Origin of the sequence: Tibeticola sp. (assembly GCF_022759015.1) — a bacterium.
Taxonomy (GTDB): Bacteria; Pseudomonadota; Gammaproteobacteria; order Burkholderiales; family Burkholderiaceae_C; genus Tibeticola; species Tibeticola sediminis.
Genome location: NZ_JAEMQB010000121.1, coordinates 14272 through 37846 on the forward strand (window position 1 = coordinate 14272; position 23575 = coordinate 37846).

18 protein-coding genes, 1 tRNA gene, 2 pseudogenes and 1 riboswitch are annotated in these 23575 nt (G+C 64.4%); of the genes and pseudogenes, 15 read left to right on the top strand and 6 right to left on the bottom strand.

The window, feature by feature from the left end; genetic code table 11:
• Positions 1-20: 20 nt before the first annotated feature.
• Entirely contained in the window at positions 21-2207 is a 2187-nt protein-coding gene (locus JHC36_RS07705; RefSeq protein WP_287917899.1) for a cyanophycin synthetase, read from the bottom strand.
• A 309-nt stretch (positions 2208-2516) separates the two neighbouring features.
• Here JHC36_RS07705 and JHC36_RS07710 point away from each other — a divergent pair, with 309 nt between their 5' ends.
• The 15 genes and pseudogenes from JHC36_RS07710 to JHC36_RS07780 all read left to right on the top strand — a co-directional run bounded on the left by JHC36_RS07710 (position 2517) and on the right by JHC36_RS07780 (position 18322).
• Positions 2517-4832, top strand: coding sequence for a cyanophycin metabolism-associated ABC transporter (locus tag JHC36_RS07710; protein ID WP_287917902.1), 2316 nt, complete (start codon positions 2517-2519; stop codon positions 4830-4832).
• On the top strand, positions 4829-5329 hold the full coding sequence (locus JHC36_RS07715) for a cyanophycin metabolism-associated DUF1854 family protein (RefSeq protein WP_287917905.1): 501 nt from the start codon (positions 4829-4831) through the stop codon (positions 5327-5329). Before JHC36_RS07710 ends, JHC36_RS07715 begins: the two co-directional genes overlap by 4 nt.
• 124 nt (positions 5330-5453) lie before the next feature.
• Complete coding sequence (locus JHC36_RS07720; RefSeq protein WP_287917908.1) at positions 5454-6254, top strand: sulfite exporter TauE/SafE family protein; 801 nt, start codon at positions 5454-5456, stop codon at positions 6252-6254.
• A gap of 10 nt (positions 6255-6264) precedes the next feature.
• A pseudogene (locus tag JHC36_RS07725) lies at positions 6265-8053 on the top strand (nitrite/sulfite reductase).
• 35 nt (positions 8054-8088) lie between these two features.
• Positions 8089-8475 carry a DUF934 domain-containing protein gene (locus tag JHC36_RS07730; RefSeq protein WP_287917911.1) on the top strand — a complete coding sequence of 129 codons (387 nt, stop codon included), beginning with the start codon at positions 8089-8091 and terminating at the stop codon, positions 8473-8475.
• On the top strand, positions 8472-9272 hold the full coding sequence (locus tag JHC36_RS07735) for a phosphoadenylyl-sulfate reductase (protein WP_287917914.1): 801 nt from the start codon (positions 8472-8474) through the stop codon (positions 9270-9272). The genes JHC36_RS07730 and JHC36_RS07735 overlap by 4 nt, the downstream gene beginning before the upstream one ends.
• A complete protein-coding gene (cysD, locus tag JHC36_RS07740; protein ID WP_503006976.1) occupies positions 9269-10216 on the top strand; it encodes a sulfate adenylyltransferase subunit CysD in 948 nt (315 codons plus the stop codon). The genes JHC36_RS07735 and cysD overlap by 4 nt, the downstream gene beginning before the upstream one ends.
• 19 nt (positions 10217-10235) lie before the next feature.
• On the top strand, positions 10236-11630 hold the full coding sequence (locus JHC36_RS07745) for a sulfate adenylyltransferase subunit 1 (protein ID WP_287917917.1): 1395 nt from the start codon (positions 10236-10238) through the stop codon (positions 11628-11630).
• A 122-nt stretch (positions 11631-11752) separates the two neighbouring features.
• Positions 11753-12082: a ferredoxin FdxA gene (fdxA, locus tag JHC36_RS07750; protein ID WP_124219317.1), complete on the top strand. Its 330-nt coding sequence runs from the start codon at positions 11753-11755 to the stop codon at positions 12080-12082.
• Between the two features lie 20 nt (positions 12083-12102).
• Complete coding sequence (locus JHC36_RS07755; RefSeq protein WP_124219319.1) at positions 12103-13203, top strand: NAD(P)/FAD-dependent oxidoreductase; 1101 nt, start codon at positions 12103-12105, stop codon at positions 13201-13203.
• Between the two features lie 135 nt (positions 13204-13338).
• Positions 13339-13440, top strand: a riboswitch (TPP riboswitch).
• Positions 13441-13569: 129 nt separating this feature from the next.
• Entirely contained in the window at positions 13570-15690 is a 2121-nt protein-coding gene (locus tag JHC36_RS07760) for a TonB-dependent siderophore receptor (protein ID WP_287917922.1), read from the top strand.
• 57 nt (positions 15691-15747) lie between these two features.
• Positions 15748-15823: transfer RNA gene (locus JHC36_RS07765), tRNA-Asn, on the top strand.
• A gap of 161 nt (positions 15824-15984) precedes the next feature.
• Positions 15985-16737, top strand: a complete 753-nt coding sequence (gene aat, locus JHC36_RS07770; RefSeq protein ID WP_287917925.1) for a leucyl/phenylalanyl-tRNA--protein transferase — start codon at positions 15985-15987, stop codon at positions 16735-16737.
• The gene (locus JHC36_RS07775; protein ID WP_287917928.1) at positions 16734-17474 is read left to right on the top strand and encodes an arginyltransferase; all 741 of its coding nucleotides are present in this window, start codon (positions 16734-16736) and stop codon (positions 17472-17474) included. The genes aat and JHC36_RS07775 overlap by 4 nt, the downstream gene beginning before the upstream one ends.
• A gap of 62 nt (positions 17475-17536) precedes the next feature.
• On the top strand, positions 17537-18322 hold the full coding sequence (locus JHC36_RS07780; RefSeq protein ID WP_287917931.1) for an IclR family transcriptional regulator: 786 nt from the start codon (positions 17537-17539) through the stop codon (positions 18320-18322).
• 28 nt (positions 18323-18350) lie between these two features.
• On the opposite strand, the gene JHC36_RS07785 is transcribed toward JHC36_RS07780, so the two are convergent.
• The 5 genes and pseudogenes from JHC36_RS07785 to JHC36_RS07805 form a co-directional block, all read right to left on the bottom strand.
• Positions 18351-19400 (bottom strand): serine hydrolase, encoded by a 1050-nt coding sequence (locus JHC36_RS07785; RefSeq protein WP_287917933.1) that lies wholly within the window; start codon positions 19398-19400, stop codon positions 18351-18353.
• A 244-nt stretch (positions 19401-19644) separates the two neighbouring features.
• A complete protein-coding gene (locus tag JHC36_RS07790; RefSeq protein ID WP_124219332.1) occupies positions 19645-21183 on the bottom strand; it encodes a 2-isopropylmalate synthase in 1539 nt (512 codons plus the stop codon).
• A gap of 186 nt (positions 21184-21369) precedes the next feature.
• The gene (gene pssA / locus JHC36_RS07795; protein ID WP_287917944.1) at positions 21370-22182 is read right to left on the bottom strand and encodes a CDP-diacylglycerol--serine O-phosphatidyltransferase; all 813 of its coding nucleotides are present in this window, start codon (positions 22180-22182) and stop codon (positions 21370-21372) included.
• Between the two features lie 207 nt (positions 22183-22389).
• Complete coding sequence (ilvC, locus tag JHC36_RS07800; protein WP_287917937.1) at positions 22390-23406, bottom strand: ketol-acid reductoisomerase; 1017 nt, start codon at positions 23404-23406, stop codon at positions 22390-22392.
• A 50-nt stretch (positions 23407-23456) separates the two neighbouring features.
• Positions 23457-23575 (bottom strand): annotated as a pseudogene (locus JHC36_RS07805) (acetolactate synthase small subunit); the annotation flags it as partial.

The following is a 23575-nucleotide window of genomic DNA, read 5'->3' on the forward strand; positions in this document are numbered from 1 at the left end:
GAGGGGGCTTTCCGGATGGTTCAGTACGTAAAGGTCGCGACGCCCGCGCGGATCAACTCGGTCGGTATGCCCGCAGCCCAGGCTGCGGTCACGCCGGCGAGTAGTCCTTGAATGGAACCCTCTTCCGCGACCCGGTCGTTTTGCGCAAGCCATGCCGCCAAGTTGGGCCCGAGCTCTTCACTCGCGCCGTCGATCCAGCGAACCACGCCCTCGTGCAGCACCGCGGCGCGCCCGCCCTCCCGGACGTGCTGCTCGAGTGCCGGTGGCCGGCCGGCTGCGGTCTGGGTCCCGTACAGAATGACGGCTCCATCGCAGAATTCGCCAAGACCCACGACCCGTTCATCATCGGCGTTGAGGACCCCAAAGCCGTCACGCATCACGACGTCCATTTGCGTGCGCAGCACCCGAACCATCTGCTCGGGCGCGTGTATGTCGTGGTGGGCCAGCGCCGCCCAACCGTCCATATCCGTGACGACACCCACATCACAGCGGTCATAGGGCAAGCCATGGTCGAGGATCAACTCGGGCGGGCTGGAGAACACGGCCAGATCGGTATCCCGACTCATCAGCAGCCGTTGCGCCGCCTCCCAATCATCCCGAGCCACGAGGCCGACGGGGCGGCCAGCGATGTAGCACCCTTTGGGAGTTGCCGAAGCCACACGATGACCGGCAAGCTGGAACAGCCAACCGGCCAACCGCGCGGCGAGATCACCGTGGCGGGTGCCGGAGAATCCAACGATGGGAATTCGGCCCGGATGACTGCCCTCGGCATCCGAGAACAGATGCTCGACGATGGCTTGGCCCACGGGGCGGGGTTTGCCGATGGCGGGCTTGAGATGCATCAGCAGGCCCGGACCGGCGTTGACTTCGACAATCGCGCCGCCTTGGGCCTCGAGGGGTCGCCCGACGTCCTCGCAAACCAGATCGACGCCCGCGATATCGAGCCCGACCGCACGGGCCGCCAGGCCCGCTTGAAAGGCGACCTCCGGGTGAACCTCGTCGGTGCAGTCGATGGCCACGTTGCCGTTGCGTTGAACCAGCACACGACGTCCGGCCTCCACGACGCTGTCGGGCTGTAAGCCCTGTCGCTGGAGATCGAGCCGGATCACGTCGTCTTCGGACAGATCGAGCCGGTTGAGCGGATGCGCCTCGGTAGTGCCCCGGCGGGGGTCGGAGTTGATCTGCAAATCGATCAATTCGCGCACGGTGTGCACGCCGTCGCCGACGATCCAGGCACTTTCGCCCCTTGCGGCCGCGACGAGCCGGCCCCCGACCACCAGCAGCCGATGTTCATCGCCTGGAATGCAGCGCTCCACCAGCACCTCGCGCCCGTGCTTGCGTGCGAGCTCGAAAGCGGCGCGAACGTCCTCTTCACGGTTCAAATCGAGCGTGACACCGCGCCCATGATTGCCGTCGCCCGGCTTGACTGCCACGGGCAAGCCCAGATCCTGGGCGACTTCCCAGGCTTCGTCTGCACTCGCAACCACCTGCCCCTGCGGGACGGGAACGCCACAGGCGCGAAGCAGCGTTTTGGTCAGGTCCTTGTCGCCCGCAATGCCTTCGCCGATGGCGCTCGTCTTTTCGGTCTCGGCGGTCCATATGCGTCGTTGACGCGCGCCATAGCCCAGCTGCACGAGGTTACCGTCGTTGAGGCGGATGTGGGGAATGCCGCGGTCGGTGGCCGCCGAGACGATGCTGGCGGTTGACGGGCCGAGATAGCAGTCGTCGATCGCATCGCGCAAGACACGCACAGCCTCGGCGACATCGAAAGAGCGGCCTTGTATCGCGGCAGTGAGCAGGGCGTGGCCCTGAGCCAGCGCCACGCGGCCGATTTTTTCGTCGCGCGCGCGGAAAACCATTCGGTAGACGCCGCGCTGCGAAGTGCTGCGCGTCTGGCCGAAACCGGTGGGCATGCCCGCGAGGTTGAGGAGTTCGATGACGACATGCTCGAGCACATGCCCCGCCCAGGTGCCCTCTTCGAGCCGCTGCAGGAAGCCGCCCCGCTCACCCACGCCGCAGTGGTGCTCTTCGAGCGCAGGGAGCCATTCGCGCAAGCGCGGTATCAGTCCGGGAATTTGGTTCGAGGGATAGTCCTCGAGCGCGCCCAGGTCGAGCCACACCTCCATCACAGACCGGTAGGTCCAGACGTTGGGCCCCCGCAGGAACTGCGCCCGTCGTATTTTGATTTCCTGATCTTGAAAGTTCATGAGCAACCGTCGGTAGCCGTCCGCCTTCGAATATGCCACGCCACATCATGGCCTTGGGCAACGCTGAATCAGTTCCCGCAATGGTGCGCGCCCGGCGGCGGGATGGGATGCGAGGCGCAAACCGCAGCCTTAGCCGAAGCTATGGCGAGGATTTGCAACGACGCAGACCGCCCGCAGCCGGGATGCGCGGCGCGCGAGGGACTTGTTCAGCGTTGTCCTTGTCAGCGAATGGGGGGCCTCATGCGTTGAGCAACAATTACACGCATCAGCGACGCGCCTTTTCGCGTCCGCGCCACTCTTTTCCGATCCATGCCATCGACCCCGGACCAAGCACCGCCACAGGCCGCGCCCGCCCTGAACCCACCACTCGATCCGAATGAGAACGTTCTGGCCACGTTTTCGGTTGACCTCAGCGAGCAACTCCGATTTGAAGAAGGCCGTCTGATTCTCACCGACCGCCGGCTGCTCTCGCACGGCGGCGCGGCCGACCCGGTCTGGCGCAGCTATCCGCTGCACTCAGGCATGAGCCTCGAACAGTCTGACCACGCAGGCATCGGGACGCTCGAACTGGTCGACGGTTCGCAGCGTATCGCGCGCTGGCACTACACGCTGCGGCATGCGGCCCAGGCCCAAACGCTGCTGCGCGCCTTCCAGCGGGTCGTTCGTGACGGCGCGCAAGCCGCCCTGGACGCGGCAGCCGGGGCGGCTTGCCCCATCTGTCATGCGCCGATTCCTCCGGACGCAGAGGAATGTCCGAACTGCGCCCGCGAGAGCAATACACCGCCTTCGACCTGGGTGCTGCTTCGTCTTTGGCGGTTTGCGCGCCCCTATCGGTGGCAGCTGTTGTTGGGTTTCCTCTTGATGCTGGGGTCGACCGCCGCCACGCTGGTGCCCCCTTACCTGACGATCCCGCTGATGGACGAGGTGCTGATTCCGTTCCAAAACGGCCAGCGCATCGACCCGTCTTATGTCTTGCTGTTGCTCGCTGGGCTGTTGGGGGCCGCGCTGCTCGCTTGGGCCTTGGGCTGGGCGCGTACCTGGCTGCTGGCCCTGGTCTCCGAGCGCATCGCAGCCGATCTAAGAACGACGACGTTCGAACATTTGCTGGGACTCTCGCTCGACTATTTCGGCGCCAAACGCACCGGCGATCTGATGGCCCGTGTGGGCAGTGAAACCGACCGGATTTCCGTCTTTTTGTCGCTGCATGCACTGGACTTTGCCGCTGACGTGCTGATGCTGTTGATGACAGCGGCGATTCTGTTGTCGATCCACCCTTGGCTGGCGCTGGTGACTTTGTTGCCGCTGCCGTTCATCGCCTGGATGATCCATTTGGTGCGCGACCGGCTGCGGACCGGTTTCGAGAAGATCGACCGGGTCTGGGGCGAAGTCACGAACGTACTCGCCGACACGATACCCGGCATCCGCGTGGTCAAGGCCTTCGCCCAGGAGGCGCGAGAAGCGCGGCGCTTCCGCGAAGCGAACCAGCTCAACCTGGCGGTGAATGACCGACTCAACAAAACCTGGAGTCTCTTTACGCCGACGGTGACGCTGTTGACCGACATCGGCTTACTCGTCGTGTGGGGGTTTGGCATCTGGCAGGTCAGCCGCGGCGAAGTGACGGTGGGGGTGCTGTCGGCATTCCTGGCCTACATCGGGCGGTTTTACGGGCGGCTCGATTCGATGAGCCGCATCGTCTCCGTCACGCAGAAAGCGGCTGCCGGGGCCAAGCGTATTTTTGACATCCTCGACCATGTCTCGAACGTGCCTGAGCCGGTGGATCCGCTGCCGCTGCCCCCGGCTGGGCTCCGGGGGCAGCTGACGATGCACCGGGTGGGGTTCCGCTACGGAAGCCGCACGGTGATCCGCAACCTCAACCTCGAACTCAAAGCCGGCGAGATGGTTGGCCTCGTGGGCCACAGCGGCTCGGGCAAAAGCACGCTGGTCAATCTGATCTGCCGGTTTTATGACGTGACCGAGGGTTCGATCCAGGTCGACGGCATCGACCTGCGGCGGCTCAAGGTGGCCGATTACCGGCGCCACATCGGGCTGGTTTTGCAAGAGCCATTTCTATTCTTCGGCACCATCGCGGAGAACATTGCTTACGGCAAGCCCGATGCCACGCGCGAGGAAATCGTCGCGGCGGCCCGGGCCGCCCATGCGCACGAGTTCATTCTTCGGCTGCCGCACGGCTATGACTCGCTCGTGGGTGAGCGCGGCCAAAGCCTCTCGGGCGGCGAGCGCCAGCGCATCAGCATCGCCCGCGCGCTCTTGATCGACCCTCGAATCTTGATCCTGGACGAGGCCACTTCCGCCGTCGATACGGAGACCGAGAAAGAGATCCAACGGGCGCTCGATAACCTCGTGCGCGGGCGCACCACGATTGCGATTGCCCACCGGCTGTCGACCTTGCGCAAGGCCGACCGGCTCGTGGTGATGGACCGGGGCGAAATCGTCGAAATCGGAACGCACGACGAGCTGTTGGCCGCGCAAGGCCATTACTGGCGGCTTTGGGAGGCCCAGGCGCGCAAAGCCGACGCCGAAGACGATGCCGAGGACGATCACGATGCCGTGCTGATCGCGCACGCCGTTCCTCAACCTTCTGCCCATGAAGCGGTGGCTCCATGAACACTTCCACTCCTGCTCACTCGGCGTTTGCGGCCTTTGAACTCTCTCGCGACCCGCGTGGACGTCTGGTCTGCACGATGCCCAACGGCACGGCGCACGTTGGCGTGGTTCCGGTGCGGGCATTTCCGATCACGGCGCCCGGCGAAGGCATTTCGCTCGTGGGATGCGACGGCCATGAGTTGCTCTGGTTCGACCGCCTCGAGCGGCTGCCCGAGCCGGCGCGGGCGCTGATCGAGGCCGAATTGGCCGAGCGCGAGTTCATGCCGACCATACAGCGGCTGGTTTCGGTTTCGACCTTCTCGACACCGAGCGTCTGGCAAGTCGACACCGACCGCGGCCCGACCCGTTTCGAGCTCAAAGGCGAAGAGGACATCCGGCGGCTGCCGGGCGACCGGGCGCGCCTGATGATCACGAGCGCGGATGGCTTGCATTTCATCATCGACGACCTGCACGCACTCGACCGACATTCGCGGCGGCTGATCGAGCGCTTCCTGTAGGCGCGGCCCGGGTGGGCCGCAGCGAGAGCAGAACGGGTTTGGCACCGGCCTTTATGCCAGATACTGATATAAAACCAACTAACAAATCGTTTGTTTTGGCATAAGGCAGCCGTACAGTGCGGGCATGGACGCACTTTCTTTCTGGCTGTCGGGGGCGGTCGTCGGCTTGATCATTGGCCTCACCGGGGTGGGCGGTGGGTCGCTGATGACGCCGCTCTTGATTTTCGGCTTCGGCATTCACCCCGCGCTGGCGGTCGGCACCGATTTGTTGTTTGCCGCCTTCACCAAGCTCGGCGGAACGGTGGCCATGATGCGTCGGGGATGGGTTCCCTGGCCCGTCGTCGGCGCCCTGGCCCTCGGCAGCCTGCCGGCGGCGGGCATCACTCTGTGGCTGATTCGAGCCTGGGGACCTGCGCACCCGGGTGTGCAAGACCTGATTCTGCAGCTGCTCGGGCTGGCGCTGCTGTTGACCGCGGGCGCGACGCTGTACAAGGCCTGGGTGGGTTCGGCTCGTTCGCATCGGCCAGAAGCGGCCGATGCTCCGCTGCCGCCAGGGGCGCTGCGGCCGCGCCACTGGAGCCTGCCGGTGTTGCTCGGTGCGCTGATCGGAGTCCTGGTGACGCTGACCTCGGTGGGCGCGGGTGCGATCGGCGTGAGCGCCCTTCTCTTCCTCTATCCCCGCTTGCCGCTGAGCCGGGTCGTCGCGGCCGACATTGCCTATGCCGTTCCGCTCACGCTCGTCGCCGGACTGGGGCATGCCACGCTGGGCAATGTCGACGTGCCGATGTTGTTCTGGCTGCTGGCGGGATCGCTGCCCGGGATCTGGCTCGGAAGCCGCGGCGTCATCCACATCAGCGAGCGCTGGAGCCGCTCCGTCCTGTCGCTGCTGCTGCTGTGGGCAGGCAGCAAACTGATTCTTCACTGACTCCCGAACCATGTATCGATACGACGATTTCGACCGCGCGCTGATCCGCCAGCGCGCCGCCCAGTACCGGGAACAGCTCGAGCGCTGGCGCTCGGAGCAGCTTTCGGACGACGACTTCCGACCGCTGCGTCTGCAAAACGGCTGGTATGTGCAGCGCCATGCTCCGATGCTGCGGATCGCCGTGCCTTATGGCGAGATTTCGGCGCGGCAATTGCGTGCGTTGGCCCGCATCGCCCGTGACTACGACCAGCCCGAACCCGCGCGTTTCGCCGCGGCCCAGGAAGCGCAAGCACGCCTCGAACCGCCGAGTCGACTGCGCTACGGCTACGCGCACTTCACCACGCGCCAAAACGTGCAGTTCAATTGGATTGCGCTCGAAGACTCGGCCGACGTGCTCGACGCGCTCGCCGCCGTGGACATGCACGGTGTGCAGACCAGTGGCAATTGCATCCGCAACATCACGAGTGACGCGTACGCCGGCATTGCGGTGGACGAAGTCGCCGATCCACGTCCGTTTTGCGAGTTGATCCGCCAGTGGAGCACGCTCCACCCGGAGTTCGCGTATCTGCCGCGCAAGTTCAAGATCGCCGTCAGTGGCTCGGAGGAGGATCGCGCCGCCACCGGCTGGCACGACCTCGGCCTGACCTTGGTTCGCGACCCGCGGGCCGGCAGCGGCGACGACGCACTGGGTTTTCGGGTGGCCGTCGGCGGCGGCATGGGCCGCACGCCAATGATTGCACCGGTGCTCGCGCCGTTCGTTCCCTGGCAACACATCCTGAGTTACCTCGAGGCGGTTTTGCGCACCTACAACCGCTGGGGCCGCCGCGACAACCTCTACAAGGCCCGAATCAAGGTTCTGGTGAAGTCTGAGGGCGCACGGTTTGCCGAGGAAGTCGAGGCCGAGTTTCGGGCCATCGTCGAGCAAGACGGTGCGCCGCACACGATCTCGCCCGAGGCCCTCGCGCGCATGCGCCTGGCCTTCGCGCCGCCTGCAGGACTGCACGAGCGCAAAGCCCAGCCGCTGCCCGAACCAAGGCCGGAGGAAGCCGCCGCCTTCGAGCGCTGGAAGCGCCCGCAACGTACATCCGCACCGCTGGCCCCACTGGCGGGCGGTGCATCTGAACTTCAAACGGCCCGGACTGGCACCGGGAGACGCCACTGCCGAGCAACTCGATGCCGCGGCCGACCTGGCCGAGCGCTTCAGTGCGTCGGAGGCGCGCATCACCCACGAGCAGAACCTGTTGCTGCCGTGGGTGCAGGAGCACGATCTGCTCGAACTATGGCGCGCCGCGCGGGCGCTGGGACTTGCGATGCCAACGATCGGTCTGCTGACCGACCTGATCGCCTGCCCCGGCGGCGATTACTGCGCCTTGGCCAACGCGCGCTCCCTGCCACTGGCCGAAGCGCTGCTGCAACGCTGGCAGGATGTGGACGAGCTCGAAGCCATCGGCGCACTGGACCTGCACATTTCGGGCTGCATCAACTCGTGCGGCCACCACCACAGCGGCCACATCGGCGTGCTGGGCGTCGACAAGGACGGCCAAGAGTGGTACCAGATCACGCTCGGCGGCTCCGACGGAAGCCGGCTCTCCGGTCCGGCCGGCCCAGGGCGCGTGCTCGGGCCCTCCTTCGCCGCGTCTGAAGTGCCCGATGCGATCGAGGCGCTGATCGAAAGCTACCTCGACCACCGCAAGCCCGGCGAAGCCTTCATCGACACCGTGCGGCGTCTTGGCCTCGAGCCTTTCCGCGCCGCGGCAGACACGGCGCGCCGGTCTCAGCGGCAGGCCGAGGCGGTCTGAGCCGCTCGCCCCACCCCGACGGATCTTTCAGGAATATGTCAACTTTGATAGCAATAAACGCTGATTTCACGCTGGCTATCGGCCAAAATAGCGTCAAACTCTCCAACACCGACGATGTCTTGGGCCTGGCGCTCGATCGCGTGCACTGCATCGAGCTCGAGTTCCCGCAATGGACCGATGGCCGGGCCTACAGCCAGGCCTGGCTGCTGCGCCGCCGCCGCGGCTTCCGAGGCGACATCCGCGCCATTGGCGATCTTCGAGTGGACCAGGTGCTGCAACTGCGACGCTGCGGATTCAGCTCGGCCCAGTTTCCGCACCCCGTTGCCGCATCGACCGTCGAACGCGCGCTCCACGCGTTCAGCGGGTTTTATCAAGCGGACGCCCTCCATCCGCACGCGCGGCTGCTGCGGGAGGCCGCATGAACACAGCGAGACCTGCAGCCCAGGCCGTCGCCACTTCGAGCCGGGCGGCCGTCGAGCGCTATGCCCGAGTTGAGGCCGGCTATGCCGAGCGGCTGGCCGCGACCGAAGCGCTGATTCGCCGCGCCGCCCAGGAGTCCCCGGCGGTCCAGGCCAACAGTCTCGGCGCCGAGGACATGGTGGTGTTGCACATCATCAACCGCCTGGAACTACCCATCGCCGGCTTCGTGCTCGATACCGGCCGTCTCCATGCGGAAACGCTCGCCCTGCTCGAGCGCACGCAGCGCGCCCAAGCCAGTCGGCCAGACGCGCCGTTGAAGGTTTACCGGCCGGATGCCGACGCGGTCGACGCGCTCGTCGCGCAACAAGGACTCGACGGGATCTACCGCAGCATCGACGCGCGCAAGCGCTGCTGCGCCGTCCACAAGCTCGAGCCGCTCGGCCGCGCCCTCGCCGGCCACCGTGCCTGGGTCACGGGCCTCAGACGCGAGCAGTCGGAGTCGCGCCAGGGTGTCCTGCCCATCGAGGCCGACGGCAAGGTCCCGGGAGGCCCCGCGCTCAAGTTCAACCCGTTGGCCGACTGGTCCTGGGGCGATGTCTGGCGCTACATCGCCGAGCACGAGGTCGACTACAACGCGTTGCACGACCACTTCTACCCCAGCATCGGCTGCGAGCCCTGCACCCGGGCCGTCGCGCTCGGCGAGGACCTGCGCGCTGGTCGCTGGTGGTGGGAGCAAGAAAACGTCAAGGAATGCGGCCTGCATGTGACGCCGCTCAACGCTCAAGGAGTCCCGAAGTGAATGCCCCGATTGAGAAACTGCCGTTGCGCGCAGCCGCAAATGCGGCGTTGTCCCAACACCACCTCGATGCACTCGAGGAAGAGACGATTTACCTCCTGCGCGAGGTCACCGCAGCCTTCGAGCGGCCCGCGCTCTTGTTCTCGGGCGGCAAGGACTCGCTGGTGCTGTTGCGCTGTGCCGAGAAGGCGTTTGGCCGAGGTCGGCTGCCCTGGCCGCTCTTGATGATCGACACCGGGCACAACTACCCGGAAGTTCTCGCCGTGCGTGACACGCGCGCGGCCGAACTGGGTGCGCGTTTGATCGTGCGGAGTGTGGAGGACTCGATGGCACGCGGCACGGTCCGGCTCGCCCGGCCCGATGAGAGCCGCAACGCCCACCAGTCGGTCACCTTGCTCGAAGCCATCGAGGAGTTCCGCTTCGATGCGCTCATCGGCGGCGCACGACGCGACGAGGAAAAAGCCCGCGCCAAAGAGCGGATCTTCAGCCACCGCGACAGCTTCGGACAGTGGGACCCCAAGGCTCAGCGGCCCGAGCTCTGGACGCTGTTCAATACCCGGCTGCACCCAGGCGAGCATTTCCGCGTCTTCCCGATCTCGAACTGGACCGAGCTCGACGTCTGGCAATACATCGCCCGCGAGGGCATCACACTGCCCTCGCTCTACTACAGCCACCGGCGCCCGGTCGTCGAGCGACGCGGCCTGCTCGTGCCGGTCACCCCGCTGACACCGCCGCGGCCGGGGGAGATCGTCGAAGAGCGCGCCGTGCGCTTTCGCACCGTCGGCGACATCACCTGCACCTGCCCGGTCGAGAGCCAGGCACGAACCCCCGAGGAAATCATCGCCGAGACCCTCGAGGCCGAAGTCAGCGAACGCGGCGCAACGCGCATGGACGACCAGACGAGCGAAGCCTCGATGGAGCGCCGCAAGAAAGACGGCTATTTTTGACGCAAGGGCAGTACCCGATATGACTCCTCAATCGATAGCAACCAACGACCGTTTTACGCCGGCGTACGGCCAAAAAGACACCCAAAGCGCCCTACGCCTCATCACCTGCGGCTCGGTCGATGACGGCAAAAGCACCTTGATCGGGCGGCTGCTGCTCGACAGCCGCGCCGTGCTGCGCGACCAGCTTGCGAGCGCGCAGCGCAGCGGCACGATGGATCTGGCCGCCTTCACCGACGGCCTGCTCGCCGAGCGTGAGCAAGGCATCACCATCGACGTGGCCTGGCGCTACTTCGCCACGCCGCGCCGCAAGTTCATCATGGGCGACGCTCCGGGGCATGAGCAATACACCCGCAACATGGTCACGGCAGCCAGCCAGGCCGACGCCGCGGTCATCCTCGTCGACGCGCTCAAGCTGCGCTGGCAGGAAGCCAAGCTCGACCTGCTGCCCCAGACGCGCCGCCATGCCTTGCTTGCCGGGCTGTTGCGGGTACCAACGCTGATCTTTGCGGTCAACAAGCTCGATGCCGTCGACGCGCCCGAAGCCGCTTTTCCAGCCATCTCGGCGGCCATCGAGCGCCTCGCCGCCCAGGCCCGACTCGACGTCGCGGCCATCGTCCCCATCTCGGCGCTGGAAGGACACAACGTCGTCACGCCCGCGCCCGAACCGCAGTGGTGCGGCTACCAGGGCCCCACGCTGCGTGAGCACCTCGAAGCCGCCCCCTGCCGCGAGGCCGATCCCGCAGAACCCTTGGCCTTTCCGGTGCAATGGGTCGAGTCCATGGCCCAGGCCGCGCACGTGGATCGTGGGCGTCGCATCCTCTGGGGTCGGCTGGCCGAAGGCACCCTGCAAGTCGGCACGGCAGTGCGGGTCTTCCCGAGCGGGCAAACCGCGACGGTCGTCGAACTGCTCGACGCCCGCCGCCAGCCCAGCACGGGCATCACGGCCGGCCACAGTGCCGGCGTGATTCTCGACCGCGAGCTCGATATTTCGCGCGGTGACTGGCTCCTCGTCGACGACGGGGCGGCCGCGCAAGACACCCCGCTGCGCTCGGAAATCGAGGCGACGGTTGCCTGGATGGACGTCGAGCCCTTGGTGCCTGGGCGTCTGTACTGGGCGCTGCACGGGCATCGCTGGGTCAAGGCCAAAGTGCGCGAAGTGCGCCAGTGCCTCGACATTCAAACCTTGCAGCCACAAGCGGCGCACGCCTTGCACGCCAATGAAATCGGGAATGTGGTGCTTCAAGTCCAACAAGCGCTGCCCATCCGTCCCTACGCGCGCAGCCGCACGCTGGGCGCGCTGATCCTGGTCGATACGGCGACGCATCACACCGCCGCGGCGGTGCTCGCTGGGGAACCGTCTTGCTCGGCGTTGCGGTTCGCGCCCGCTTCCGGCACGAGCGGGACAATGATGTAAATCAAGGATGCCCGCTAGGGTCTCCCGGACAATTCGGGGTGCGTCCGCAGCCCGCCCGATAAAATGTGCGTCTTTCCGCTTTCCCTTGCGCGGCGCCGTATTCACCCTCGAGATCTCTCAACATGACCCACGTTGTCACCGAAGCCTGCATCAACTGCAAGTACACCGATTGCGTCGACGTTTGCCCCGTGGACTGCTTCCGCGAAGGGCCCAACTTTCTGGCGATCGACCCGGACGAGTGCATCGACTGCGCGGTGTGCATTCCCGAGTGCCCGGTGAACGCGATCTTCGCCGAGGAAGACCTGCCCAAAGATCAGGTCCACATGACGAAGATCAACGCTGAACTCTCCAAGCTGCCAACCTGGAAGAGCATCACCAAGCGCAAAGCGCCGCTGCCCGATGCCGAAGCCTGGAAAGACAAAACCGGCAAGCTCCAATACCTCGTCCGCTGACTCTCCGAAACGGCCCGCCCATGGAACCCAACATCGCCCCCAACGTGGCCGAGACGGCCGCGGCCCATTCCGGCCCGATCGAGACCGATGCCGTGATCGTCGGTGCCGGTCCGGTCGGACTTTTTCAGGTCTTCGAGCTCGGGCTGCTCGAAATCAAGGCCCATGTCGTCGACTCGCTCAACTATCCGGGCGGCCAGCCCGTCGAGCTCTACCCGGACAAGCCCATCTACGACATCCCCGCCGTCCCGGTCTACACCGGGCAGGAGCTGACCGATAACCTGCTGAAACAAATCGCGCCGTTCGAGCCCACGTTCCACTTCGGCCAAACGGTCACCACGGTCCAAAAACAGGAAGACGGCCGCTTCTTCGTCGCCACGTCCAAAGGCACGACCTTCTTGACCAAGACCGTGTTCATCGCCGCGGGCGTCGGTGCGTTCGAGCCCCGCACGCTCAAGGTCGATGGCATCGAAAAATTCGAAGGCAAGCAACTGTTCTACCGGGTGCGCGACCCCTCCATGTTCGCCGGCAAAAACCTCGTGATTGCCGGCGGCGGCGACTCCGCCCTCGACTGGACGCTCAACTTCGTCGCCGACGGCCCCAACAAGGCCGAAAGCGTCATCCTGATCCATCGCCGCGACGGCTTCAAGGCGGCTCCGGCCAGCGTCGCCAAGATGCGCGAGCTCTGCGACCAGTATGAAATGCAGTTCATCGTCGGACAAATCACCGGCTTTGAGGAAAAGGACGACCGTCTCACCGCCGTCAAAGTCACCGGCTCCGACGGTGTCACCCGCGTCGTGCCGCTCGACATGCTGCTGGTGTTCTTCGGCCTCTCGCCCAAGCTGGGGCCCATCGCAGACTGGGGCCTGGAAATCGACCGCAAGCAAATCGTCGTCGACACCGAAAAGTTCTCGACCAACATCCCCGGCATCTTCGCCGTCGGCGACATCAACACCTACCCCGGCAAGAAAAAGCTCATCCTCTCGGGCTTCCACGAATGCGCCTTGGCCGCCTTCGGCGCCGTGCCTTTCGTCTTCCCCGAGAAAAAGGTCTTTCTGCAATACACCACGACCAGCCCCAAACTGCACAAGGTGCTGGGGGTCGAGACACCGGTGTTTGACTGAAGACTTGCAGCCGCTTCCAAAGCCCGCCGAGCGCGGGCTTTTTGTTTTTTCTGGCGACCCTGCGGCAAGGCGTGCCCACACCACGAGAGGTGCCCCTGAAGGTGCCCGTACAATCACGTTCGCTCCCGTTGAGGGTGCATTCGCTAGGGGTGTTGCGGCCAGCCCGGCCGCGACTGAGAAAGTCCCTTTGAACCTGATTGAGGTAATCCTCGCGCAGGGAAGCAAGCTCTATGGCCCACACGCCGCACGGCGTGCCACACGGCCACACCAGCGACGCCGACCTGCCATAACGTTGAAGGAAACGTGATGGCGTCTCTCCAGCCAAAATCTCCAAGAAATCGCCAGTTCGCCAGCGCAAACTGGTCTTTGTCTGCTATCGTTCTTGCAGCGCAAGCCGCACTGGCACAGACTGAGCCACCCGCAGCGACACTCGCGCCCGTCACCGTGAGCGCGCCGCGCCCCGCGCCAGCGGCCGATGTCACCGGCTTCGGCGCATGGCCATTGCGCGAACTGCCGCTGTCGGCGCAAGTCATTGACCGCGAGGCCATCGATCTTTGGGGCGCACAGCGTCTGGCCGACCTCACGCGGCTCGATGCCTCAGTGTCCGACGCCTACAACGCGCCCGGCTACTGGGACTTCCTGACCGTCCGCGGCTTCGTCATCGACAACCGCACCAACTACCGGCGCGAAGGCCTGCCAATCAGCGCCGAGACCACGATCCCGCTCGACAACAAAGAGCGGGTCGAAATTCTCAAAGGCACGAGCGGGCTGCAAGCCGGGGTCAGTGCGCCGGGTGGCTTGGTCAACTACGTTGTCAAGCGCCCGACCGACGAAACGCTGCGCGAAGCGCGCCTGCAGTTCACCGAGCGGCGCAGCCTGCTCGCCGCGGTCGATCTCGGCGGGCGTTTCGGCCCGCAAGACGCTTATGGCTACCGGCTCAACCTCGCCACCGAGTCGCTGCGGCCCCTCACGCGCAACCTCGACGGCAATCGCAACCTGGCCGCACTCGCGCTCGACTGGCGGGCCAATGCCGACACGCTGGTCGAAGCCGAAGTCGAAGCCAGCCGCAAGCACCAGCCGAGCCAGCAGGCATTCAGTTTGCTGGGCGACCGACTGCCTCCCCCGGTCGACCCGCGCCTGAACCTGAACAATCAGCCCTGGTCGCAACCATCGGACTTTCAAGCCTTGACTGGGAGCGTGCGCCTGACCCAGCAAATCGATGCCGATTGGCGCTGGTCCGCCCAGCTCGGCAGCCAGCGCCTCAAAAGCAACGACCGCATCGCCTATGCCTTTGGCTGCAGCGCCGAGAACCGCTACGACCGATTCTGCAGCGACGGCAGCTTCGACCTCTATGACTACCGCAGCGAGGACGAATACCGAACGCAGCAAGCCGCACGCGCCGACCTGCGGGGCACCGTTGCCTGGGGAGGCATCACCCACGAGCTGGGCTTCGGGCTGCTGGCCAGCCAGTTGCGCAACCATTTCCAGCCCCAGGCCTACAACTGGGTCGGCACCGGCACGGTGGATGGCCTGAGTGTCGTCCCGCCCGCCCCCACGCCCGCCGACCCCAACACCAACCGGGACGAGCGCAGCTTGGAGTTCGCACTCACCGACACGATGCGGTTCAGCCCGCGCGCCACGCTTTGGCTGGGACTGCGCCACACCCGGCTTTCGCGCGACAGCATCCGCACCGATGGCCGACGCGCCACACATTACACGCAGGGCATCACGACCCCATGGTTCGCTTTGTCCTACCGCCTCACGCCGGCGCTGCAGGCATATGCCAGCTACGGCGAGGGGGTGGAGTCTCAGGTCGTCCCGAACAAGCCCTCCCAGTATCTCAACGCTGGGCAGGCGCTGCCGGCGCTGAAGTCGCGCCAATGGGAAGCCGGACTCAAAGGCGGCGAAGAGCGCGAGGGAGCGCTCGGGTGGCAGATCGCCCTCTTCCGCATTCAGCGCCCGATGAGCAACCTGGACGCCTGCGCCCGCCTGGGCCTCTCGCCTTGCTTGGGCCAGTATGACGGCGAGGCCATCCACCGCGGCGTCGAAGCCTCGGCCCACTGGAAACATGGCCCGTGGCAGCTGGGCGCAAGCGCTACCCTGCTCGACGCCCGACGCGAAGGCAGTCTGATCGAACCCGAAACCAACGGGCAGCGGCCCACCAACGTGCCGCGCGCCGTGTTGCGCGCCCAGGCAAGTTGGCAAGCCGCTGAAGTGCCGGGCCTGAGCCTTGCCGCGTTGCTTGCGCACGAAGGCCCGCGCCAAGTGCTGCCCGACGGCTCGATGACCCTGCCGGGCTGGACCACGGTCGACGCCAGCCTGCGCTACCAAACCCGAGCGGGAACCACGCTGCTCACCTGGACGGCAGGCATCGACAATCTGTTCGACCGACGCTATTGGAAGGAATCTCCGTTCCAGTATGGCCATGTCTACCTCTATCCCGGCGCGGCGCGCACCGCCCGCTTCGGGCTAAGCGCACGTTTTTGAAAAATCCTCGGCCAGCGGCCGAATCCGCCAAATTTTGACGCTATAATTTCCTTCTGTTCCCCGATAGCTCAGTCGGTAGAGCGCCGGACTGTTAATCCGTAGGTCCCTGGTTCGAGCCCAGGTCGGGGAGCCAAGTCAACAAAAAGCCAGCAACTCTGCTGGCTTTTTTATTGCGCGTGATTCCGACATCCATGGGGCCACATCGCAGCGAGACATCCCGCGCGCCAGCCACGGCATACTCGCCCCGTTCCGGGCTTTGCTTACCCGACTGCACCCCTCACGAACCTGACGCGCATGCGACGCCTGCCCCTCCTGCGACCCGGCGAGCCCTTTCCCCCAGTCGAATCCGCCTGGGGACCCGAAACGCCCGCGCCGGGATTACTGGCCGCGGGTGGCGCGCTCGATATGCCCACCCTTTTGCTCGCCTACTCGAGCGGAATTTTCCCGTGGTACGCCGATGACCAGCCCATCCTCTGGTGGAGCCCCGACCCCCGCATGGTGCTCGATGTGGTGGATTTCCGCCTGCACCGATCCCTACGCAAGACGTTGCTTCGGTTCACCGCGCGCCAAGGCTGCGCCATCCGCTTCGACAGCGCCTTCGACCAAGTCATCGAAGCCTGCGCCCTGGCGCCCCGGATCGGCCAAGCAGGAACCTGGATCACGTCCGACATGAGGGCCGCTTACCAGCGCCTTCATGCACACGGGTATGCCCACAGCGTCGAGACCTGGATCGATGGTGCACTGGTCGGCGGGCTCTATTGCGTCAGCATCGGCCGCGCCGTCTTCGGCGAATCCATGTTCGCCCGCGCCACGGACGCCTCCAAGATCGCGCTGAGCGCCTTGGTCGCGTTTTGCCGCGCCGAAAATCTCCCGCTGATCGACTGTCAGCAAAACACCCGTCATCTGGCCTCCCTCGGCGCGCGCGAAATCGCACGCTCGGACTTCCTCAATCGCATCCGCGCGCTCACACCCCTACCCCCTCCAAGCTGGACGTTCCGACCCGTATACTGGCAAACACTGCTCGCTTCCGCTGAAACCCAGCCGTGACGCACCTCAAAGACCTGCCCCCTCAGGCGCTTCAGTTTTACGCCACCTCGACCTACGAGTGCAGTTACCTCGAGGGGCGCATCGCCCGCTCCCAAGTCGCGACGCCCAGCCACCTGGTCGACCGCGGGATCTATTCCCAATTGGTTCAACAGGGTTTCCGCCGCAGTGGCATCTTTACCTACCGGCCATATTGCGACGAGTGCCGCGCCTGCGTACCGATCCGCATCCCCGTTTCCGCCTTCGAGCCCAGTCGAAGCCAAAGGCGCACCCGAAAACGCCTCCAGCATCTCGAAGCGCACCCCGAACCCTTGGCGTTTCAGCCCGACCATTACCGGCTCTACCTCGAGTATCAAGCGGCTCGACACGCAGGCGGCGGCATGGATCAGGACAGCATCGACCAATATCAGCAATTCCTGCTGCAAAGCCGCGTCGAATCGCGCCTGGTCGAATTTCGAGAGCCGGCTTTGGACACGCAGGTCGCCGGAGCCTTGCGCATCGTCAGCATCATCGACCTGCTGGACGATGGCCTCTCGGCCGTCTACACCTTTTACGACCCGAGGGAGCCCCAGCGCGGCTACGGCACTTATGCGGTGTTGTGGCAGATCGAATATGCGCGCCGCCTCGGGCTCCCGTTCGTCTACCTCGGCTACTGGATCGCAGAGAGCCGAAAGATGAACTACAAGGCCCAGTTTCGGCCGAACGAGCGCTTGATCGACGGTCGCTGGGTCCGCTCCTGAGCGCGGAACACCCGGCGGCCCAGATTTCACTGCGTAAAATTCAATTCTCCGTGAATGAACGCATGAAATCAGCAATCGCCCCCGTCGACAAGTCACCCAGCATCCAGGTCATTGCGCGCATGTTCGCGCTGATCGATGCACTGGCCGAACATTCGCGCCCGGTGAGCCTCAAAGACCTGAGCGCGGCAACCGGCCTTCATGCGTCAACCGCCCACCGCATCCTCAATGACCTCGCCATGGGCGGGTTTGTCGAACGCCCAGAACCCGGTTTCTATCGCCTGGGGATGCGCTTTCTCGAACTGGGAAACCGCGTCAAAAGTCGTCTCAGCGTGCGCGAAGCCGCGCTGGAACCGATGCGCGAGTTGCACAAACTCACGCAGCAGCCCGTCAACCTCAGCATCCGTCAAGGCGACGAAATCGTCTACGTCGAGCGTGCCTACAGCGAGCGATCCGGGATGCAGGTCGTCCGTGCCATTGGCGCGCGAGCGCCCTTGCATCTGACCTCGGTCGGAAAGCTGTTCCTCGCCGAAGACGACCCGCAACGGGTCCGCGCGTACGCCACCCGCACCGGCCTTGCCGGGCACACCAGCAACAGCATCACCCGCATCAACGATCTCGAGCGCGACCTCAACCGCGTTCGCCAGTGCGGGCTGGCCCGGGACAACGAGGAACTCGAACCTGGCGTGCGCTGCATTGCCGCAGGCATCCGCAACGATCAAGGCCAACTGGTCGCCGGACTTTCGATTTCGGCACCCGCCGAGCGCCTCGACGAAGGCTGGATCCCCAAGCTCGAAGCCACCGCTGCGCGAATCTCAGAGGCCTTGGGCTACACGCCTCCTCGGCGCTGAAGACAGCGGGGTGCTTCCACGCCGCCGATCAACCCCGCGCAGCGCCGGTTGCGCCACCACGCGCCGCCGTTGGTGCGGGATGCTGAGCCTCGACCCAGCGGCGAACCCGCTCGGCATCGGCGATGCGGCTCAATTTACCCGCCGAATCGAGAAACACCATGATGAGCTTGCGGCCCGCCACCTTGGCCTGCATGACGAGACATTGGCCAGCCTCCGAGATATAGCCCGTCTTCTGCAGGCCAATCTCCCATACCGGACTCTTGACGAGCCGATTCGTGTTGTTGAACTGCAGCAGCCGGTTCCCAACGGCCACCTCGTAACCCGGAGATGTGGTCAGTTCGCGCAGACGTGCGTCGTGCGATGCGGCCGCGACGAGCGTGGCCAGATCTCGGGCGCTCGACTGGTTTTGGCTCGACAGCCCGGTCGGCTCGACATAACGGGTATCGCGCATACCCAACGCTTTGGCCCGCTCATTCATTCGGGCCACAAACACCGAAAGCCCTCCGGGGAAGGTCCGACCCAAGGCGTGCGCCGCGCGGTTCTCGCTCGACATCAGTGCCAAATGCAGCAGTTCACCGCGTGTGAGCTCAGTGCCAACAGCGAGCCGCGAACGGCTGCCTTTTTCCGTATCGACATCGTCTTGCGTGATGGTGATCTTCTCGTCCATCGGCAACTGAGCCTCGCTGATGATCAGACCGGTCATCAGCTTGGTGATCGACGCGATCGGCAAGACGGCCTGCTCGTTTTTGCTCAGCAAGACCTCGTTCGTATCCTGATCGACGACCAAAGCCACGCTGGAGCGCAAATCGAGCGGGTCGCGAACCTCATGTAGCCCCGCGAGCGCCCCAAACGAAGGCCGAGCAGGAACGACCGCTGCAGCGGTTCGCACCGGCCGCGCCGCGTGTTTACGAACCCCGGCCCGTGTATTTCGAGCCGTCGTCGCTTTGCGGACGCGCGGCGGCTCGGCCGTCTTTTTCGCCGCCGTAACGCCCCCGCGGGGCACCGACGCTGCCGCAGGCGACTGCACGAAAACAGCCGACAGGAGAATCACGATGAGGGAGACAGAGCGACGGAACATAGTGCATTCAAGGAAGAATCAGCGACGGACCGAGCCACCGATCGAAGCATCAAAGCGGTGATGCCAACTCCATGGTCCGATTGAAACACAAAAACACGCGAACCCTCAATAGCTTGCGATGATTTGATGAGGCGCCTTGTGAAAACCAGGGGTGCCTGGTTCGTTGAGGCGCCGATCACACCCCGACATGGCACTCGCCCCCCGCAGCGAACCGCGAAGTAGCTGGCGAGCGATCAGGCTAGGCTCAGCCTTGCGCGGCGACACGCTCGGCCTTGCTGCTGAGCTTGTTGAGTGCGTTGAGGTACGCTTTGGCAGAAGCCACCACGATGTCCGGGTCGGCCCCAACGCCGTTGACGATACGGCCGCTGCTCTGCAGGCGAATCGTCACTTCCCCCTGGCTTTCGGTCGAGCCGCTGATGGCGTTGACCGAATACAAAACGACTTCGGCACCGCTTTGCACATGGGACTCGATCGCCTTGAGCGAAGCATCGACCGGTCCGTTGCCGTCGGATTCCGCCCGGACCTCGTGGCCGTCCTCGGAAAAGACGATCACCGCATGCGGGCGCTCTCCGGTCTCGCTGTGCTGAGCCAAGGAAACAAACGCGTAGCGATCGTGCTCCTGGGCATGGCGCTCTTCGCTGACCAGCGCCAAAATGTCCTCGTCGAAGATCTCACTCTTGCGGTCGGCCAGTTCCTTGAATCGGGCAAACGCCGCGTTGATCTCCGCCTCGCTCTCCAAGGCCACGCCCAGCTCTTGAAGTCGCTGTTTGAAGGCGTTCCGCCCGCTGAGCTTGCCCAAGACGATCTTGTTGGCACTCCAGCCCACATCCTCGGCCCGCATGATTTCGTAAGTGTCGCGCGCCTTGAGCACCCCGTCCTGGTGGATGCCCGAGGCGTGGGCGAACGCGTTCGCGCCCACCACGGCCTTGTTCGGCTGAACCGGAAAACCCGTAATCTGACTCACCATGCGGCTCGCTGCGACGATGTGCCGGGTGTCGACGCCCACGTCGAGCCCGAAATAGTCGCGCCGCGTCTTGACCGCCATGACCACTTCTTCGAGTGCGCAGTTACCCGCCCGTTCGCCCAAGCCATTGATCGTGCATTCGACCTGGCGCGCCCCGCCGATTTTGACCCCGGCGAGCGAGTTGGCGACCGCCATCCCCAGGTCATTGTGGCAATGGACCGACCAGATCGCCTTATCGGAGTTCGGAATGCGCTCACGCAGCGTGCGGATGAAATTGCCATAGAGCTCCGGCACGGCGTAGCCGACCGTATCCGGAACGTTGATCGTCGTCGCTCCTTCATCAATCACCGCTTCGATCACCCGGCAAAGAAAGTCGACGTCGCTGCGGTAGCCATCCTCAGGGCTGAACTCCACGTCTTCGACCAAGTTGCGCGCATAACGTACCGCGAGCTTGGCCTGTTCGAACACCTGGTCTGGGGTCATGCGCAACTTCATCTCCATATGAACCGGAGACGTCGCGATGAAGGTATGAATGCGCGCACGATTGGCCCCCTTGAGCGCCTCGGCGGCTCGGGAGATGTCCCGATCGTTCGCACGCGCCAGCGAGCAGACGGTCGAATCCTTGATCGCGTCCGCGACCGCCTTCACGGCCTCAAAGTCCCCATTGGAACTGGCAGCAAAGCCAGCCTCGATTACGTCCACTTTGAGTCGCTCCAGTTGACGCGCGATCCGCAGCTTTTCGTCACGGGTCATGGAGGCGCCGGGCGATTGTTCGCCGTCGCGCAAAGTGGTGTCGAAGATGATCAGCTTGTCAGCCATGTCGGAACTCCTGGGAAAACTCGAAACCGCAACGAAAAACCGAGGTCAAAGCAAAAGGCCCGCTGCGGAGGCAAACGGGCCTTTTGAGAATCAAGCGCGAACGCTAGCTACCCCGCCCGTCGGACAGTCGAAGTAGCAGCAGCGGAAACGCGAAGTTCATGCAATGCACTGTATCACAGCCCACCGTCAATGATGCAGCCCCCGCTCGTCGGGCTCATCTGTCGACGTGCTGATGACACTGGTCGGCTGCCCATGCCAGCGACGCCAGGCATAGACCACGTACCCGCTGAACCCGTAGACCACAAACAAGGAAAAGAGCACAGCCGGTGGATGGATGTTGATCACGGCGATCCCCAACGCAATGGCGACCACCGCTACGAACGGAACCGTTTGCTTGAGTTTCACATCCTTGAAGCTGTAGAAGGGCACATTCGTGACCATGGGCAAGCCGGCGTACAGCGCCACGGCGAACATGGGCCAGGCCAGCTCCGCGCCTTGAAACCCGGCATCGTTGGCGACCCAAATGAAGCCCATGACCAGCGCCGCCGCCGCCGGCGATGGCAGGCCCTGGAAATAGCGCTTATCCACCACGCTGGTGTTGACGTTGAAGCGCGCCAAGCGCAGGGCCGCGCACGCGCAGTAGACGAAACCCGCGATCCAGCCCCAACGTCCCAAACCGCGCAAGGCCCATTCATAGGCGATCAAGGCCGGCGCAGCCCCGAAGGACACCATATCCGACAAAGAGTCCATCTGTTCACCAAACGCGCTTTGGGTGTTGGTCATTCGCGCGACACGGCCATCCAGGCTGTCGAGCACCATGGCGGCAAATACGCCCGTAGCTGCGGCATCGAAACGGCCGTTCATGGCCATCACGATCGCATAAAAGCCCCCGAACAGGGCGGCCAAGGTAAACAGGTTCGGAAGGATGTAAATACCCTTGCGACGTTTGCGAACGGCGACACCGGGTGTCGTACCGTCCGCCTCGTTTCCGTCATGCATATCGTTCGTCGTCCAACGTCGTTTCATTCGAGCAGCCGAGAGGCTGCGCTTTCAAGCTTTTCGGCCAACCTGGCCCGGGCGCAAGCGCGCAACGGCCAGCACTACACCTGACAGCACTGGTAGCGAAGTGTACGCCCCGGGCTGGGGCGCCGAGGCTCCAATAAAAAGGGCCACCGAGGTGGCCCTGAGGAGTAGCGGTGAATCCGCTCAGTTCCGGCTCTGATCCACAAGCTTGTTCTTCGCGATCCAGGGCATCATGGCTCGCAACTGCGCGCCCACGACCTCGATCGGGTGCTCCGCCGTGATGCGGCGACGGGCGGTCATGCTCGGGTAGTTCAGTCGACCCTCTTGAATGAACATCTTGGCATAGTCACCGTTCTGGATGCGCTTCAAGGCATTGCGCATGGCCTTGCGCGACTCCTCATTGATCACTTCGGGGCCGGTCACGTACTCGCCAAACTCCGCATTGTTGGAGATCGAGTAGTTCATGTTGGCAATGCCGCCTTCGTAGATCAGGTCAACGATGAGCTTGAGCTCGTGCAGGCATTCGAAGTAGGCCATCTCGGGCGCGTAACCCGCCTCGACGAGGGTCTCGAACCCCATCTTGACCAATTCCACCGCGCCGCCGCACAGCACGGCCTGCTCGCCGAACAAATCGGTCTCGGTCTCTTCCTTGAAGGTGGTCTCGATGATGCCCGCCTTGCCGCCGCCATTGGCCATGGCGTAGGAGAGCGCCAAATCGCGAGCCTTCCCGGAACGATCCTGATGCACCGCAATCAGGTGCGGCACCCCGCCACCTTGCGTGTAGGTGCTGCGAACCGTGTGCCCGGGCGCCTTCGGAGCCACCATCCAAACGTCGAGATCGGCGCGGGGAACGACCTGGTTGTAATGGATGTTGAAGCCGTGGGCGAATGCCAAGGACGCACCCTGCCGGATGTGGGGTTCGACATTGTTCTTGTAGACCTCGGCGATTTGCTCGTCGGGCAACAGGATCATGACCACGTCCGCCGACTTGACGGCTTCGTTCACTTCGAGCACCGTGAGGCCGGCCTTGCCCACCTTGTCCCACGAGGCGCCGCCCTTGCGCAGGCCGACAACGACCTTGACGCCGCTGTCATTGAGGTTTTGGGCATGGGCATGACCCTGAGAACCGTAGCCGATGATGGCAACCGTTTTGCCTTTGATGAGGCTGAGGTCACAGTCTTTGTCGTAGAAAACTTTCATTCCTTCTCCTTAAAAATGTTGAATGGGTCAAAACCCACGGAATCAGGGACTCAAACGCGCAAAATTCGCTCACCGCGCCCGATGCCACTGGCGCCGGTTCGGACGGTTTCCAAAATGGCCGTCCGGTCGATGGCGTCCAAAAAAGCGTCGTTCTTGGCCTGATCGCCGG